This window comes from Rhodoferax sp. GW821-FHT07F03 (genome assembly GCF_059418745.1).
In genome coordinates, this window is record NZ_JBWKQM010000018.1 from 64,105 (window position 1) to 78,391 (window position 14,287).

At 64.9% G+C, this 14,287-nt stretch carries 12 protein-coding genes; 9 read left to right on the forward strand and 3 right to left on the reverse strand.

Features of this window, described 5'->3' with window-relative positions:
* Genes AC07R0_RS23645 through AC07R0_RS23665 form a run of 5 tightly spaced genes read left to right on the forward strand, consistent with a single transcriptional unit; the run spans window position 1 to window position 5,770 of the window.
* Window positions 1-957, forward strand: coding sequence for a DUF979 domain-containing protein (locus tag AC07R0_RS23645; RefSeq protein WP_495106706.1), 957 nt, complete (start codon window positions 1-3; stop codon window positions 955-957).
* Window positions 957-1,637 carry a pyroglutamyl-peptidase I gene (pcp, locus tag AC07R0_RS23650; protein WP_495106707.1) on the forward strand — a complete coding sequence of 227 codons (681 nt, stop codon included), beginning with the start codon at window positions 957-959 and terminating at the stop codon, window positions 1,635-1,637. The genes AC07R0_RS23645 and pcp overlap by 1 nt, the downstream gene beginning before the upstream one ends.
* Before the next feature lie 22 nt (window positions 1,638-1,659).
* On the forward strand, window positions 1,660-2,421 hold the full coding sequence (locus AC07R0_RS23655; protein WP_495106738.1) for a LamB/YcsF family protein: 762 nt from the start codon (window positions 1,660-1,662) through the stop codon (window positions 2,419-2,421).
* A complete protein-coding gene (gene pxpB, locus AC07R0_RS23660; protein WP_495106708.1) occupies window positions 2,421-4,028 on the forward strand; it encodes a 5-oxoprolinase subunit PxpB in 1,608 nt (535 codons plus the stop codon). The genes AC07R0_RS23655 and pxpB overlap by 1 nt, the downstream gene beginning before the upstream one ends.
* 2 nt (window positions 4,029-4,030) lie before the next feature.
* Window positions 4,031-5,770, forward strand: a complete 1,740-nt coding sequence (locus AC07R0_RS23665) for an acetyl/propionyl/methylcrotonyl-CoA carboxylase subunit alpha (protein WP_495106709.1) — start codon at window positions 4,031-4,033, stop codon at window positions 5,768-5,770.
* Between the two features lie 16 nt (window positions 5,771-5,786).
* Here the strand turns inward: AC07R0_RS23665 and AC07R0_RS23670 are convergent, their stop codons facing one another.
* Entirely contained in the window at window positions 5,787-6,689 is a 903-nt protein-coding gene (locus AC07R0_RS23670; protein WP_495106710.1) for a LysR family transcriptional regulator, read from the reverse strand.
* A gap of 104 nt (window positions 6,690-6,793) precedes the next feature.
* Between AC07R0_RS23670 and AC07R0_RS23675 the strand changes: the two genes are divergently transcribed.
* The 3 genes from AC07R0_RS23675 (at window position 6,794) to AC07R0_RS23685 (ending at window position 9,345) form a co-directional block, all read left to right on the forward strand.
* Window positions 6,794-7,657: an MBL fold metallo-hydrolase gene (locus tag AC07R0_RS23675; RefSeq protein ID WP_495106711.1), complete on the forward strand. Its 864-nt coding sequence runs from the start codon at window positions 6,794-6,796 to the stop codon at window positions 7,655-7,657.
* A gap of 26 nt (window positions 7,658-7,683) precedes the next feature.
* On the forward strand, window positions 7,684-8,298 hold the full coding sequence (locus AC07R0_RS23680) for a DsbA family protein (protein WP_495106712.1): 615 nt from the start codon (window positions 7,684-7,686) through the stop codon (window positions 8,296-8,298).
* A 108-nt stretch (window positions 8,299-8,406) separates the two neighbouring features.
* Entirely contained in the window at window positions 8,407-9,345 is a 939-nt protein-coding gene (locus tag AC07R0_RS23685) for a class I SAM-dependent methyltransferase (RefSeq protein WP_495106713.1), read from the forward strand.
* Here the strand turns inward: AC07R0_RS23685 and AC07R0_RS23690 are convergent.
* Window positions 9,342-9,833: an EVE domain-containing protein gene (locus AC07R0_RS23690; RefSeq protein ID WP_495106714.1), complete on the reverse strand. Its 492-nt coding sequence runs from the start codon at window positions 9,831-9,833 to the stop codon at window positions 9,342-9,344. The genes AC07R0_RS23685 and AC07R0_RS23690 overlap by 4 nt on opposite strands.
* Window positions 9,834-10,025: 192 nt before the next feature.
* The gene (locus tag AC07R0_RS23695; RefSeq protein ID WP_495106715.1) at window positions 10,026-10,934 is read right to left on the reverse strand and encodes a Tim44 domain-containing protein; all 909 of its coding nucleotides are present in this window, start codon (window positions 10,932-10,934) and stop codon (window positions 10,026-10,028) included.
* Window positions 10,935-11,316: 382 nt separating this feature from the next.
* Here AC07R0_RS23695 and AC07R0_RS23700 point away from each other — a divergent pair, with 382 nt between their 5' ends.
* Window positions 11,317-14,256: an EAL domain-containing protein gene (locus AC07R0_RS23700; RefSeq protein ID WP_495106716.1), complete on the forward strand. Its 2,940-nt coding sequence runs from the start codon at window positions 11,317-11,319 to the stop codon at window positions 14,254-14,256.
* Window positions 14,257-14,287 lie beyond the last annotated feature (31 nt).

The following is a 14,287-nucleotide window of genomic DNA, read 5'->3' on the forward strand; positions in this document are numbered from 1 at the left end:
ATGATCATTTCCATCCAATACCTGTACTACCTGGTGGGTGCCGTGCTGGCGATCACCGCGCTGTCTACCCTTGCTGACGCCAGCAATCCCAAGCGCTACAGCAGCGGCTTGTTCTGGGGGCTGTATGCGCTGGTCTTCCTGGTGGGCGACTTGCTGCCACCGCTGTGGGTGGGCGTGGGCGCCGTGGTGATGGCGCTGATCGCGGGCTTTGGCGGTGTGGGTGCCGGCAAGCATGCGGCCCGCAGCCCGGCCGAGTACGTGGCCAGCGCCAAGCGCCTGGGCAACAAGCTGTTTGCACCGGCCTTGGCGATTCCGCTGGTGACCATGGTGGGCACGTTGTCGGCCAAGCATTTGTCGGTAGGCGGCGTGCCTCTGCTGGACCCGAAAAACACCACCCTGGTCAGCCTGGGCGTGGGCTGCGTGCTGTCGCTGGCCCTGGCCTGCTGGTTGACCCGCGAGACGCCGGCCCAGGGCCTGCGCGAGTCGCGCCGCCTGACCGATGCGCTCGGCTGGGCCCTGGTGCTGCCGCAGATGCTGGGCATGCTGGGCCTGGTGTTTTCCGATGCCGGCGTGGGCAAGGCCGTGGCCTACGTGACCACCACCTACATCAATATGGACCTGCGCTTTGTGGCGGTGGCCGTCTACGTGATTGGCATGGCCTTGTTCACCGTCATCATGGGCAATGGCTTTGCCGCCTTCCCGGTGATGACTGGCGGCGTGGGTGTGCCGGTGCTGGTGGGCGTGTACCACGGCGATCCGGCAGTGATGGCGGCAGTCGGCATGTTGTCGGGCTACTGCGGCACCTTGCTGACGCCCATGGCGGCCAACTTCAACATCGTGCCCGCTGCGCTGCTGGAATTGCCGGACAAAAATGCCGTCATCCGCGCCCAGGTGCCAACGGCCTTGACCCTGCTGGTGGTGAATGTGTTTTTGCTTAACTTCCTGATGTTCCGCTGATGTCCTCCCAACCGACCCCTGCCGCGCTGAACGTGCTGCTCACCGGCTTTGAGCCGTTCGAGAAAGACCCGCTGAACCCTTCCTGGGAAGTGGCGCGTGCGCTGGACGGCTGGCAGCACGCGGGTGCTACGGTGCGCTCCGTGCAGCTGCCCTGTGTGTTTGGCGATGCCATCACGCGGCTGGACCAGGCTCTGCAGCAATGGCAGCCCACGCTGGTGCTCTGTCTGGGCCTGGCCGGTGGCCGCGCTGCGCTGACGCCCGAGCGCGTGGCCATCAATGTGGACGATGCGCGCATCGCTGACAACGCGGGCCGCCAGCCGGTGGACATGCCTGTGGTGGCGGGCGGGCCGGCGGCGTATTTTTCGACCCTGCCGATCAAGGCCATGGTGCGCGACATGCTGGCCCAGGGTGTGCCAGCGGCGGTGTCCAACACCGCCGGCACCTTTGTCTGCAACCATATCTTTTATGCGTTGATGCACCGTTTGGCGCAGGCTGGCGAGAGTGGGGTAGGGGCCCGCGGCGGCTTCATGCACGTACCCAGCTTGCCCGCGCTGGCGGCTTTGCACCCCGGCATGCCCAGCATGGCGTTGGAGACCCAGGTGCTCGGCGTGCGGCAGGCCATACAGACCGCACTGGCTGTGCATGAGGATGTGCGCGAAACCGGCGGCCAGCTGCATTGAACTTATTTACGAGAACAGCATGATGAAAATGGACCTGAACAGTGACCTAGGCGAGAGCCTGGGCGCATGGAGCATGGGCGACGATGCCGCCATGCTGCAGATCGTCAGCAGCGCCAACGTGGCCTGCGGCTTCCACGCCGGTGACCCGGCCGGCATATTGGCCACGCTGCGCGCCGCCGCCGCACGCGGTGTGGTGGTGGGCGCCCATGTGGCCTACCCGGACCTGCAAGGCTTTGGCCGCCGCAATATGGACGTGGCCAGCGCCGACCTGGTGGCCGATGTGGTCTACCAGATCGGTGCGCTGCAAGGACTGGCCCGGGCTGCCGGTACCACGGTGCGCTACGTCAAACCGCATGGCGCGCTGTACAACACCATCGCCCAGGACGCGCGCCAGGCCAAGGACGTGATCAACGCCATCCTGGCCATCGATCCCACTCTGGTGCTGGTGGCATTGGCGGGCGCACCCCTGGTGCAGTGGGCGCGCGATGCCGGCCTGCGCGTGGTGGCCGAGGCCTTTGCCGACCGTGCCTACACACCGACCGGCGCACTGGTGTCGCGTCGCGAAAAGGGCGCTGTGCTGCACGACCCCGAAGTCATCGCCCAGCGCATGGCGCGCCTGGTGCGCGAGGGCGTGGTCGAGGCCATCGACGGCAGCCTGGTGCGCATAGAGGCCGATTCCATCTGCGTGCATGGCGACAGCCCGGATGCGGTGGACATCGCCCGCCAGCTGCGCACGCGCTTCGAGCAGGACGGCATCACGATCACCTCGTTTGTGGCCCTGTGATGCGCTTTCTGCCCGTCAACCTGGATGCGCTGCTGGTAGAGCTGGACGACCTGGACCAGACCCTGGCCCTGCTGGCCACGCTGCAGCGCGAGCCTTTGCCCGGCGTGGAAGAGCTGGTGCCCGCCGCGCGAACTATTCTTTTGCGCTTTCGTCCCTCGGCTACCAGCGCAGCAAAGCTGGTGCAGAGCATCGCCGGCCGCGACATCTCGCAGCGCGCCGAGCGCAGCAGCACCCTGGTCGAAATCCCTGTGCAGTACGACGGTGAAGACCTGGCCGAGGTTGCGCAGATGCTGGGCACCACGCCCGAGGAAGTGGTGCGCCGCCACACGGGCAGCGAGTACACCGTGGCCTTCACGGGCTTCGCGCCCGGCTTTGCCTACCTCAGCGGCGGCCACCCCAGCCTGGACGTGCCACGCCGCAGCACGCCGCGCACCCGCATTCCCGCCGGTGCCGTGGGCCTGGCGGGAGCTTTTAGCGGCGTCTACCCGCAGGCCAGCCCCGGTGGTTGGCAGATCATCGGCGTGACACCGGTGGCGATGTGGGATCTGGCCCGCGCCCAGCCTGCGCTGCTGCAGCCCGGCTACCGTGTACGCTTCGTCGATATTGCTACACAAATAGGAGCTACTGGCGCAGGTAGTACCTGCGCTGGAGGCCTAAAAGACTTAAACCCTTCTCAACGTACCCGTGAGAGCTTGGCCCCTGGTCAGGCTGCGCTGCAGGTGCGGGGCACCGGGCTGCAAACCTTGTTCCAGGACTTGGGCCGCCACGGGCAGGCGGGGCAGGGCGTGTCCGCCTCCGGCGCCATGGACCCCACCGGGCTGAAGGCCGCCAACCGCCTGGTTGGCAATGCCAGCAACGCCGCTGCGCTGGAGACCGTGGGCGGTGGCCTGCAGTTGCAAAGCCAGGGCGAGAACGTGGTGGCCGTCACCGGTGCCGATGCGCCTCTGACGGTGACCACCGCTGCGGGCCGCCGCTGGTCTGTGCCGCACTACCAGGCCGTGGCCCTGGCCGATGGCGACACCCTGGCCGTGGGCCAGCCCGAGGCCGGCGCGCGCTGTTATGTGGCGGTGCGCGGTGGTTTTGACGAAGCACTGGTGATGGGCAGTTGCGCTACCGATACCCTGGCCAATGTGGGCCCGGCGCCGCTGGCCGCTGGCGAGCTGCTCGGCGTGCGCCCAGCCCCGGTGAGCATGGTGGTGGGGGCTGTTGAATTGCCACCCGAGGACCTGCCCACGCTGCAACAAGAGGTGGTGCTGGACGTGGTCATGGGCCCGCGCACCGACTGGTTTAGCGCCGCAGCGGTAGAGCGCCTGGCGGCCCAGCGCTGGCAGGTCACCGCCCAGTCGAATCGCGTCGGCCTGCGCCTGGCCGGCGAAGTGCCGCTGGACCGCGCCAGCACCGGCGAGCTGCCCAGCGAGGGCACGGCCTTGGGCGCCTTGCAGGTGCCGCCTAGCGGCCAACCCGTGCTGTTCCTGGCCGACCACCCGCTGACCGGCGGCTACCCGGTGATCGCCTGTGTGGCGCCTTACCACCTGGACCGCGCAGGGCAGATCCCCGTGGGGGCCTGGCTGCGCTTTAACCCCATCCGAACATTTGCAGAGTTGTGAATATGAAAAAAGTCCTGATCGCGAACCGAGGCGAAATCGCCGTCCGTATCGCCCGCGCCTGTGCCGACTACGGTGTGCAGTCCGTGGCCGTGTATGCCAATGCCGACATCGACGCGCTGCACGCACGCATGGCCGACGAGGCCTATGGCCTGGACGGCGACCGCCCGGCCGACACCTACCTGAACATGGCCAAGCTGCTGGATCTGGCGCGCAAGAGCGGTGCTGACGCGGTGCACCCCGGCTATGGCTTCCTGTCCGAGAACCAAGCGTTCGCCCAGGCGGTGATCGATGCGGGCCTGGCCTGGATCGGCCCCTCGCCCAGCACCATTGCCCAGCTGGGCGACAAGGTGCAGGCCCGCAAGATCGCACTCAAGGTCGGCGCGCCGCTGGTGGTCGGTACGCCCGACCCGGTGAAAGACGCCAGCGAGGTGCTGGCCTTTGCCGAGCAGCACGGCCTGCCCATCATCATCAAGGCGGCCTTTGGCGGCGGCGGCCGGGGCATGAAGATCGCCTGGCGCATGGACGAGGTGGCCGAGCTGTTCGAGTCCGCCGTGCGCGAGGCGGTGACAGCCTTTGGCCGCGGTGAATGCTTTGTCGAGCAGTTTCTGGACAAGCCGCGCCACATCGAGGCCCAGGTGCTGGCCGACACCCACGGCAACGTGGTGGTGCTGGGCACGCGCGACTGCTCGCTGCAGCGGCGCAACCAGAAGCTGGTGGAGGAGGCGCCCGCGCCCTTCTTGAGCGACGCGCAGCGCGAGCGCATCCACAGCTCGGCGCGCGACATCTGCGCCGCCGCCGGCTATGTCAGTGCCGGCACGGTGGAGTTTTTACTCAGCCAAAGCGGCGCCATTTCCTTCCTGGAGGTGAATACCCGCCTGCAAGTGGAGCACCCGGTCACCGAGCAGACCACCGGTGTGGACCTGGTGGTGGAGCAGCTGCGCGTGGCCGATGGCCTGCCCCTGTCCATCACGCAGACGCCGGCGCCGCTGGGCCATTCCATCGAGTTCCGCATCAACGCCGAAGACGTGGGCCGGGGCTTCCTGCCCACGCCCGGGCCGGTGTTGCGCTTCGACCCGCCGTCTGGCCCCGGCGTACGCCTGGATACGGGCGTGTTGGCTGGCTCGGTGGTGCCAGGCACGTTCGATTCGCTGATGGCCAAGCTGATCGTCACTGGCGCCACCCGCGAGCAGGCGCTGGCCCGCGCCCGCCGTGCGCTGCGCGAGTTCAAGATCGAAGGCGTGGCCTCGGTGCTGCCGTTTCACCGCGCGGTGATCACGCACCCGGACTTCGTCGGCGCTGATGGCTTCAAGGTGCATACCCGCTGGATCGAATCCGACTTCGCCGCACCGCTGGCCGAGGCCATCCAGGCCCAGGCACGCGCCGAACCCCAGCCCGATAGCAGCCTGCTGCGCACCGCCATCGAGATCGACGGCCGCCGCGTGCTGCTGGGCCTGCCGGCCGTGCTGCTGCAGGGTTTGGCGAATGCCTCTGGCAGCGCAGTGCAGACTGCCACGCCCGAGGCGGCGGTGGACGCCAGCGCCGTCAGCTCGCCCATCGCCGGCAATCTGCAGGCCTGGAAGGTGGCCGAGGGCGATGCGGTGCAAGAGGGCGATGTGATCGCCGTCATGGAAGCCATGAAGATGGAGATGCAGGTCACGGCGCACCGCAGCGGCCGCATTACGCTGGCGGCACAGGCGGGCACGGTGCAGGCGTTGGGCGCAGTGATCGCGCAGATCGCCTAAAACCTGCTCCGGCGGTTTAGGCGGCGAGCGCCCACGGGGCAATCTTGAAGTGCGCCACCAGGTGGTCCACCAGAGCCCGCACGGCGGGCGACAGATGGCGGCGCGAGGGGTACAGGGCGTACACCGTCATCGTCGGCACCTGCCAGTCGGGCAGTACCTGCACCAGCGCACCGCTGCGCAGATAGCTGTTGACCAGGTAGCTGGGCTGCAGGGCAATGCCCGCGCTCGCCAGCGCGGCCTGTAGCAGCACGGTGGCCTCGTTGGCGCTAAATGGGCTGTTTACGCGCACCTCCACCACCTCGTCGTTGCGTGACAGCTTCCACAGGCTTTTACCCACGGTGGCATGGCTCAGGCAGCGTTGTTGCGCCAGCTCCCCGGGGTGCTGCGGCATGCCGTGTGCTTGGATGTATTGCGGCGAGGCCACCAGCACCGATTCGCAGGCCACCAGCGGGCGGCCGATCAGCATGGGATCGGGCTCGCTGCTGATGCGTATGGCCAGGTCGATGCGCGCCTCCACCAGGTTCAGGGTGCTGTCGCCCACCTGCAGGTCCACCGAGAGCAGGGGGTGTACGGCCAGGAACTCGGTGATGGCGGCCGCCAGGTGGGCGTGGCCGAAGGACATGCTGGCGGTCAGCCGCAGCTGCCCGCGCAGGGTGTCACTGCCGCTGGCGGTTTCTTCTTCCACCGCGCTGGCCAGCTCCAGCATTTGCTGGCTGCGGCGCAGGGCCTGTTCGCCTGCATCGGTCAAGGTCACGCGGCGTGTGGTGCGCTGTAGCAGCCGCGCCTGCAGCCAGTTCTCCATCTCGGTGACATAGCGCGTCACCATGGCGCGGGACATGTCGAGCTTGTCGGCGGTGGCGCTGAAGCTGCCGCTGGTGGCGACTTCGGCAAACACACGCATGGCGGTAATGCGGTCCATATTGGTTCTATTTATGCAACAGTAATGCGTAGTTTATGGGGTTTATTGGTTTGAATGGTGAAACTAAACTGCTTTCCATCGCAACACCTACCCAGGAAACCACCATGCTCCGTACCTCTCTTGTCGCTGCCACCATCGCCGTCGTTACCGGCACCGCCTCCGCCGCCCAGCCTTTGCAGCTGCGCGTGTACAACGCCGATGGCAATAGCTTCAACGTCAACTCCACCCTGGTCTACGGCGAGAAGGAAGCCATGGTGATCGACGCTGGCTTTACCCGCGCCGACGCGCTGCGCATCGCCGCCAATGTGCTGGACAGCGGCAAGCAACTGAAGACGATCTACGTCAGCCAGGCCGACCCCGACTACTACTTCGGCGTGGAAGCGCTGAAGGAGATATTCCCCCAGGCTGATGTGGTGACTACGCCGGCCGTGCTGGCCAAGCTGAGCGCCAAGCATGCCGGCAAGGTGGCCTTCTGGGGCCCCAAGATGGGCGCCAACGCCCCGCGTACGCCCGTACTGCCCCATGCCATTGAAGGCAACAGCTTGACGGTGGACGGCGAGAAGGTGGAGATCCGTGGCACCACGGGCGCGCTGGCACACCGTCCTTACGCCTGGATTCCGTCCATCAAGGCGGTGGTGGGCAATATCGGCGTGTTCGGCAATCTGCATGTGTGGACGGCAGACACGCAAACCGTGGCCGAGCGCAGCGCCTGGCTGGCCCAGCTGGACGAGATGGCCGCGCTGCAGCCAGCCATCGTCGTGCCCGGCCATATGCAGGCGGGTACGCCCATCGATGCCAGCAGCATCGGCTATACCAAGGCCTATTTGCAGACCTTCGAGAAGAACCTGGCCAGCAGCAAGAACAGTGCTGAGCTGATAGACGCCATGAACAAGGCCTTCCCTGCAGTGGGCGGTGCCATGGTGCTGGACATTGGTGCGAAGGTGAACAAGGGCGAAATGAAATGGTAAGCGTTCGCTATGTCGTCCGTTACCTTATGGACCCCTTGTGCGGCTGGTGCTACGGCGCGGCCCCCGCCTTGCAAAAGCTGCGCAACGCGCCGGGTGTGCAGCTGGAGATCGCCCCCACGGGCTTGTTCACCGGGGCCGGCAGCCGCACCATGGACGCCGACTTTGCCGCCTACGCCTGGAGCAACGACGAACGCATAGAACGCCTGACGGGCCAGCGTTTCACCCCGCGCTACCGCAGCGAGGTGCTGGGCAAGCACGGCCAGCGTTTCGACTCCGGCCCCGCCACCCTGGCTTTGACCGCCGTGCAGCGCACCGCGCCTGAGCGGGAGTTCGACGCGCTGCGTGCAATCCAGGAGGCCCGCTACGTGGACGGCCTGGACACCACGGCCGTGGCGGTCTTGGCCGAGCTGTTGCGCGGCCTGCGGCTGGATGCGGCCGTTGAGCAGTTGTTGCAGGCGGATGCAGCATTGACTGCTGCCAACCGCGAGCGCATGGCCGACGCCCAGCGCGATATGCAGCAACTGGGTGCCCAGGGCGTGCCCAACCTTGTGCTTGTGAATGCCCAAGGCCGGCACCTGGTGCGTGGCAATGCCTTGTACGGCAGTCTGGACAGCCTGTTGGCACAACTCCAAGCTTCCTGAGCCGACCGACCAGAGTGCTACTAAAAAAGTAGCTACTTGCGCAGGTTCTATCTGCGCCAGAGCACTTTTTCTCTTACCATCGGCGTTTGATTTTCTAGACGCCAAGCCATGCAAGCCCTGCTCGACACCATCGCCACGATGGCCCTGCCCACCGACGCCCAGCGCATCTTCCACGGCCGGGGTAGTCGCTACCCGGGCTGCGAGCACTGGGCGCTGGACGCCTTTCCGCCGGTCTTGCTCTTGACCAGCTTCCAGCCCGCCAGTGACGACGAGCTGGCCGCCATTGGCGCCGCGCTGGAGGCCCGCTGGCAGCAGCTGACGCCCGGCCAGCCGTTGAACTGGGTCTACCAATGCCGGTTTGACGGCCGTTCGGAGGCCCGCCTGATGGCAGGCGTTGTGCCCGACCCGCATGTGGTGACGGAGCAGGGCGCACGCTACCGTGTGCATGTGCTCAAGGGCCAGAACCACGGTCTGTTTCTCGACATGGCCGAAGGCCGGCGCTGGGTGCGCGAGCACGTGGCCGGCCGCGCCAACTTCCGCGTGCTAAACCTGTTCGCCTACACCTGCGCCTTCTCGGTAGTGGCATTGCAGGCGGGGGCCAAACATGTGCTCAACGTGGACATGGGCCACGGCGCCATTGCCACGGGGCAGCAAAACCACCAGCTCAACGGCCTGAGCACCGGCGCCAGTTTTCTGCCGCACGACATCTTCACCACCTGGGGCAAGATCAACCGCGGCGGCGCCTACGACCTGATCATCGTGGATCCACCCAGCTACCAAAAAGGCAGCTTTGTCGCTACCAAGGATTACGCCCGCCTGATGCGCCGCCTGCCCGACCTGCTGATGCCCGGCGGCCACGCGCTCTTGTGCCTGAATGCACCCGAGCTGGGCGTCGCATTTCTACAGGACCAGATGGCTGAACTGGCACCCGAGCTGACCTTTGTCGAGCGCGTAGCGAACCCGACGGTGTTTGCCGACGTGTCGGAGGATCGGGCCTTGAAGGTGCTGGTGTACCGGGCGCCCGACAAGGTGGTTGACCCTAGTTAGGCCAGCAGCTGCTGTGTAATCAGCTTCCATTCCGCAGCCTCCACCGGCGTGATCGACAGCCGGTTGCCCCGCTGCAGCACCCGCATCTCGGCCAGCGCCGGCTGTTCGCGCAGTTCGGCCAAACCCAGCACCCGCGTCTTGCGCAGGGCCTGCACGTCCAGCAACAGCCAGCGCGGCTTGTCGGGGGTGGACTTGGGGTCGCAGTAGGGTGAGGTCGGGTCGAACTGGGTGGGGTCTACGCGTGTGCCGGAGGCCACGCGGGCGATGCCGGCGATGCCCGTCTCTTTGCTGCTGGAGTGGTAGAACAGCACGCCGTCGCCGACCCGCATGTCGTCGCGCATGAAGTTGCGGGCCTGGTAATTGCGCACGCCGGTCCAGGGGACGGTGGCGCTTGGGGCGGCCAGCGCGTCGTCGATGGAACACTCTTCGGGTTCGGACTTCATCAGCCAATAGCGGGGAGCGCGGGGGGAGAGGGTGGGGGCGGTCATGGCGCCATTTTTGCAAAAATTTGGCTGCGCACCGGCTGTCGGGGCTTTCTGCTGCTTGCTTCTATTTTGATAGCTGCTAGCGCAGGTAAATCATGCGCTGGGGGCTGATTTCTTGTGTGTTGTCATGTGCCGTCCAAAGTAAAAGGCCCCGGTGCTTGTACACCGGGGCCTTTCACGGGCAGCGCAGAGCGCTTAGCTTTGCTGGATGCCGGACAGAATCCAACCGCCCGCGCCTTGCAGGGGCTTGGTCAGGTGCCAGATTTCGTCAAAGGCTTCGGGCGTGCCGCCGTCTTCGCGGATCTGGCCGCTGAAGCGCACGCTGACCACGTACTGGCCGTTTTCTTCGGCAACTTCCAGTACGTCACCATCGACATTCACCACATCGGTCTGCTGTTTGGCGGCGCCGCGTTCGGACATGTCCATCTTCAGCTCGGCAAACATTTCCGGCGTGGTGAACTGGCGGATGTCTTCCAGATTGCCGGCGTCATTGGCGGCCTGCAGGCGGATGAAGTTGACCTTGGCATTGCGCACAAAACCGACCACATCAAAGTCCGCAGGAATGCGCGGCTTGGCCGCCAGGTTGGCACCAATGCTGGAGCCGCCGGGCATGGACATCTTGTAGGCCGGAGCCGCGGGGCTCAGCTCTGCCGGAGCGCCTGCCGTGGCGTATTGCATGCCGCCGATGCGCGCTGTCGACGGCTGCTGGCGAGCTGCAGCGCGTTTGCGCATGAAGAAGCCCACGGCCGCCATGATGGCGGCAGCCAGCAGACCGAACATCAGCATGGATGCGAGTTCGCTACCAAAACCCAAGGACGATGCCAGTGCGGCCAGGCCCAAGCCCGCGGCCAGACCGGCCAGCGGGCCCATCCAGGAGCGCTTGGGGGCTGCAGCCGCAGCTGCGGCGCCGGGAGCGGCCGCTGCGGCCGAGTTGGCCGCGGGCGTTTGTGCCGGCGTGGCGGTGGGCGATTTATCGGGTGTGGCCTGGCGCTGCATGCCCAGGGATTTACCCGCGCCCATGCGCTTGGCCGCTTCCGCGTCTACAGCGATGGTGGACAGGCCTAGGGCCATGACCACGGCCATTAGGGAGAGTATCTTTTTCATGGGTTGTGCTCCTTGGGTATCAAGTTGATGTGCTTTGCATAGTAGGTCTGTGAACGCTTCTGAAAAAGCAGATTAATAAGAAGTATTTATTCTGTAAAAACTGAATGTTGGTTGCGGCGATGATGGGCTGCTGCGCAGATGGCACGCCAAGGCGAGCATCGTGCACAGCGATTGCGCGAGTGGAGCCGAGAAAATAAACCTCAGAATTCAGGCTTAAACATGCCGCTGGCGTAGATTTATGATGGGTTTGTTGCTATGAATATGATGGCTAAACAGAAGGCTTGCCAGTGGTGGCTATCTGCTGCACGCTGAAGTAATCTATGGCATCAAATTTTTAGAACCTTCCTCTGCCCGAATCCAGCCTGTATCTGGTCCATCCCACTTGACTGCTCCATTCGTCACCACTAGCCCAGCGACGCCGCCCAACTGGACCCGCGCGCCAGACCAAGATACCGAAGACAACCCCTGGAAAGTCGCCTTGGAGGGCTCGGGTGTAGGGGTATGGGAGTGGGATCTGGTGAACGACACGCAGACCCATTCGCGGCGCTGGGAGGAAATCCTGGGCTATAGCGGCGGCGAGGTGCAGGGCGGTTATGCCAACTTTGTGCACATGGTGCATCCTGACGATCTGGCGCTGATGCAGAGTGCGGTCCACGCCTATCTGGACGGTACTGCGCCCGACTACATCACGCAGCTGCGCATGCGCCACAAGGATGGGCACTGGGTCTGGATACTGTCGCATGGCCTGATCGTCAGCCGGGATGCGCAGGGCAGGCCGCTGCGCATGATTGGCACCCATACCGATATCAGCGCCCATAAGCAGTCCGAGGAGCAGCTGTTGGGTTTGAATGCGCGGCTGCTGGAGCAGTCCCGGCTGCTGCAGACCACCATGGCCAGTATCAGCCAGGGGCTGTTTGTGTTCGATGCGGATCGGCGCCTGATCTTGTTCAACCCCAGGGTGTGCGAGTTGCTGGATCTGCCGGAGAGATTTCTGGCCACCCACCCGACGCTGGAGCAGGTCAACCAGTTTCAAACGGCACGCGGTGATTTCGGCCCCGAGGGGGGCTGGGTGGAAAGCCATGCGCGCAGCTATGTGCTGAGCGGTGGCAAATCTGCGATTCCGGGGCACTATCTGCGCGTAACGCATACCGGGCGCACCTTGGAGGTCAAAAGCCAGCAGTTATCCGATGGCGGCGTGGTTCGCACCTTTGCCGATGTGTCGGACTATGTGCAGGCGCAGACTGCGCGTAAGCGCCTGGACCGGTTGCTGACCGCCATGCAGTCGCTTGCGCAAGTGGGCGGCTGGGAGGTGGACCTGCTGACCAACCGGGTGTTCTGGACCGAGGGTATGTACCGCATTTTTCAGACTACACCAGAGGAGTACACGCCCAGCACGCCGATGGAGTCCATAGAGCGGGTGTTTACACCGGCCTCCATCGCCAGGATACGGGCTTCGTATGCCGATACGCAGCACCAGCCTGATTCGCACGACTATGAGCTGGAGGCCATTACTTTTCGGGGCGAGCGCATCTGGGTGCATGCAGTGGGAACTTCAGTTAGAGAGGACGGCCGGCTGGTGTCACGTACCTCGGTGCTGCAGAACATTACGGAGCGTAAGCAGACGCAGTTGGCCTTGCAGGACGCTGAGAACCGCTGGAAGCTGGCTTTGGAAAGTACCGGCGATGGTGTGTGGGATTGGGATATCCAGAGCGGGGTCGAGCATTTCTCCAAACGCCTGGTGGAGATGTATGGTTTCCAGGAAGGAGAGATCCCGAATATGGCGTCGGAGCTGGATAGCCGCACCCATCCGGATGATGTGGCGCAGATGGCGCTGGACCGCGACGCCCATTTCCAGGGGCACACCGCGATCTACCACAACGAGCACCGCATACGGTGCAAGGACGGCGGCTGGAAGTGGGTGCTGAGCCGGGGCATGCTGATCAACCGCGATACCGATGGGCGGCCGCTGCGCATGATTGGCACCCATACCGACATCACCGACCGCAAATCCGCCGAGGCCTTGGTGCGCCAGCAGGCATTTTTTGACACGCTTACCGGTCTGCCCAACCGGCGCATGCTGCGCGACCGGCTGGAGCAGGAGATCAAGCGTTGCAAGCGCGACGCGCAGCAACTGGCCATCCTGTTCATTGATCTGGACCACTTCAAGGAGGTCAACGACACCCTGGGCCACGGCAATGGCGACCTGCTGTTGGTGCAAGCGGCGCAGCGTATCCAGGACTGCGTGCGGGAAGCCGATACGGTGGCCCGTATGGGGGGCGACGAGTTCACCGTGATCCTGACCGAGGTCAGCGATGCCCCCCGGCTGGAGCCCACGCTGCAAAAAATTTTGCGGGCGGTGGAAAAGGTGTTCCAGTTGGGCAACGAGCAGGTGTTTGTGTCTGCCAGCATCGGCATCACGCTGTATCCGACCGATGCGCGCGATATTGACGACTTGCTGAAGAACGCCGACCAGGCGCTGTATGTGGCCAAGGGGGCGGGGCGTAACCGGTTCAGCTTTTTCACCCCTGCTTTGCAGGAGGCGGCGCAAAACCGGGTGCGCCTGGCCCACGACCTGCGTGCCGGCCTGCAGGAGCAGCAGTTCCGTTTGGTCTATCAGCCGATTGTGGAACTGGCTACCGGGGCGGTGCACAAGGCCGAGGCATTGATACGCTGGCAGCACCCGCTGCGTGGCCTGGTCAGCCCGGCGGAATTTATACCGATTGCCGAGTCCAGCGGTTTGATCGTGGACATCGGTGAATGGGTGTTCCAGCAGGCGGCCCTGCAGGTGCAGGCCTGGCGCCGCAGCGTGCACCCCGACTTCCAGATCAGTGTGAACAAGTCCCCTGCGCAGTTTCATCATGATGGCAGTGGCAAACAGGCCTGGGCCCAGCAGCTGCAGGCGCTGGGTTTGCCCGGCTCAAGCATTGTGGTGGAAATCACCGAAGGCCTGCTGCTGGATGCCAACCCCCGCGTGACCGGGCATCTGCTGGAGCTGGGCGAGGCGGGCATCCAGGTATCGCTGGACGACTTTGGTACGGGCTATTCGTCGCTGTCGTACCTGCAAAAGTTTGACATTGACCTCATCAAGATCGACCAGTCGTTTGTGCGCCACCTGCGTCCTGCGTCCACTGAGCTGGCGCTGTGCAAGGCCATGATCGTGATGGCCCACGAGCTGGGCATGCAGGTGGTGGCCGAGGGCGTGGAAACCGCGCAGCAGCGTGACCTGCTGGCGGCCGCCGGCTGCGACTATGCCCAGGGCTATCTGTTCTCCCGGCCCCTGGCCAGCCTGGAGTTTGAGTCTTTTGTAGCCGGTCGCCACTAAATTTTATTGAGAAAATAGGGCTCTAGAGCAG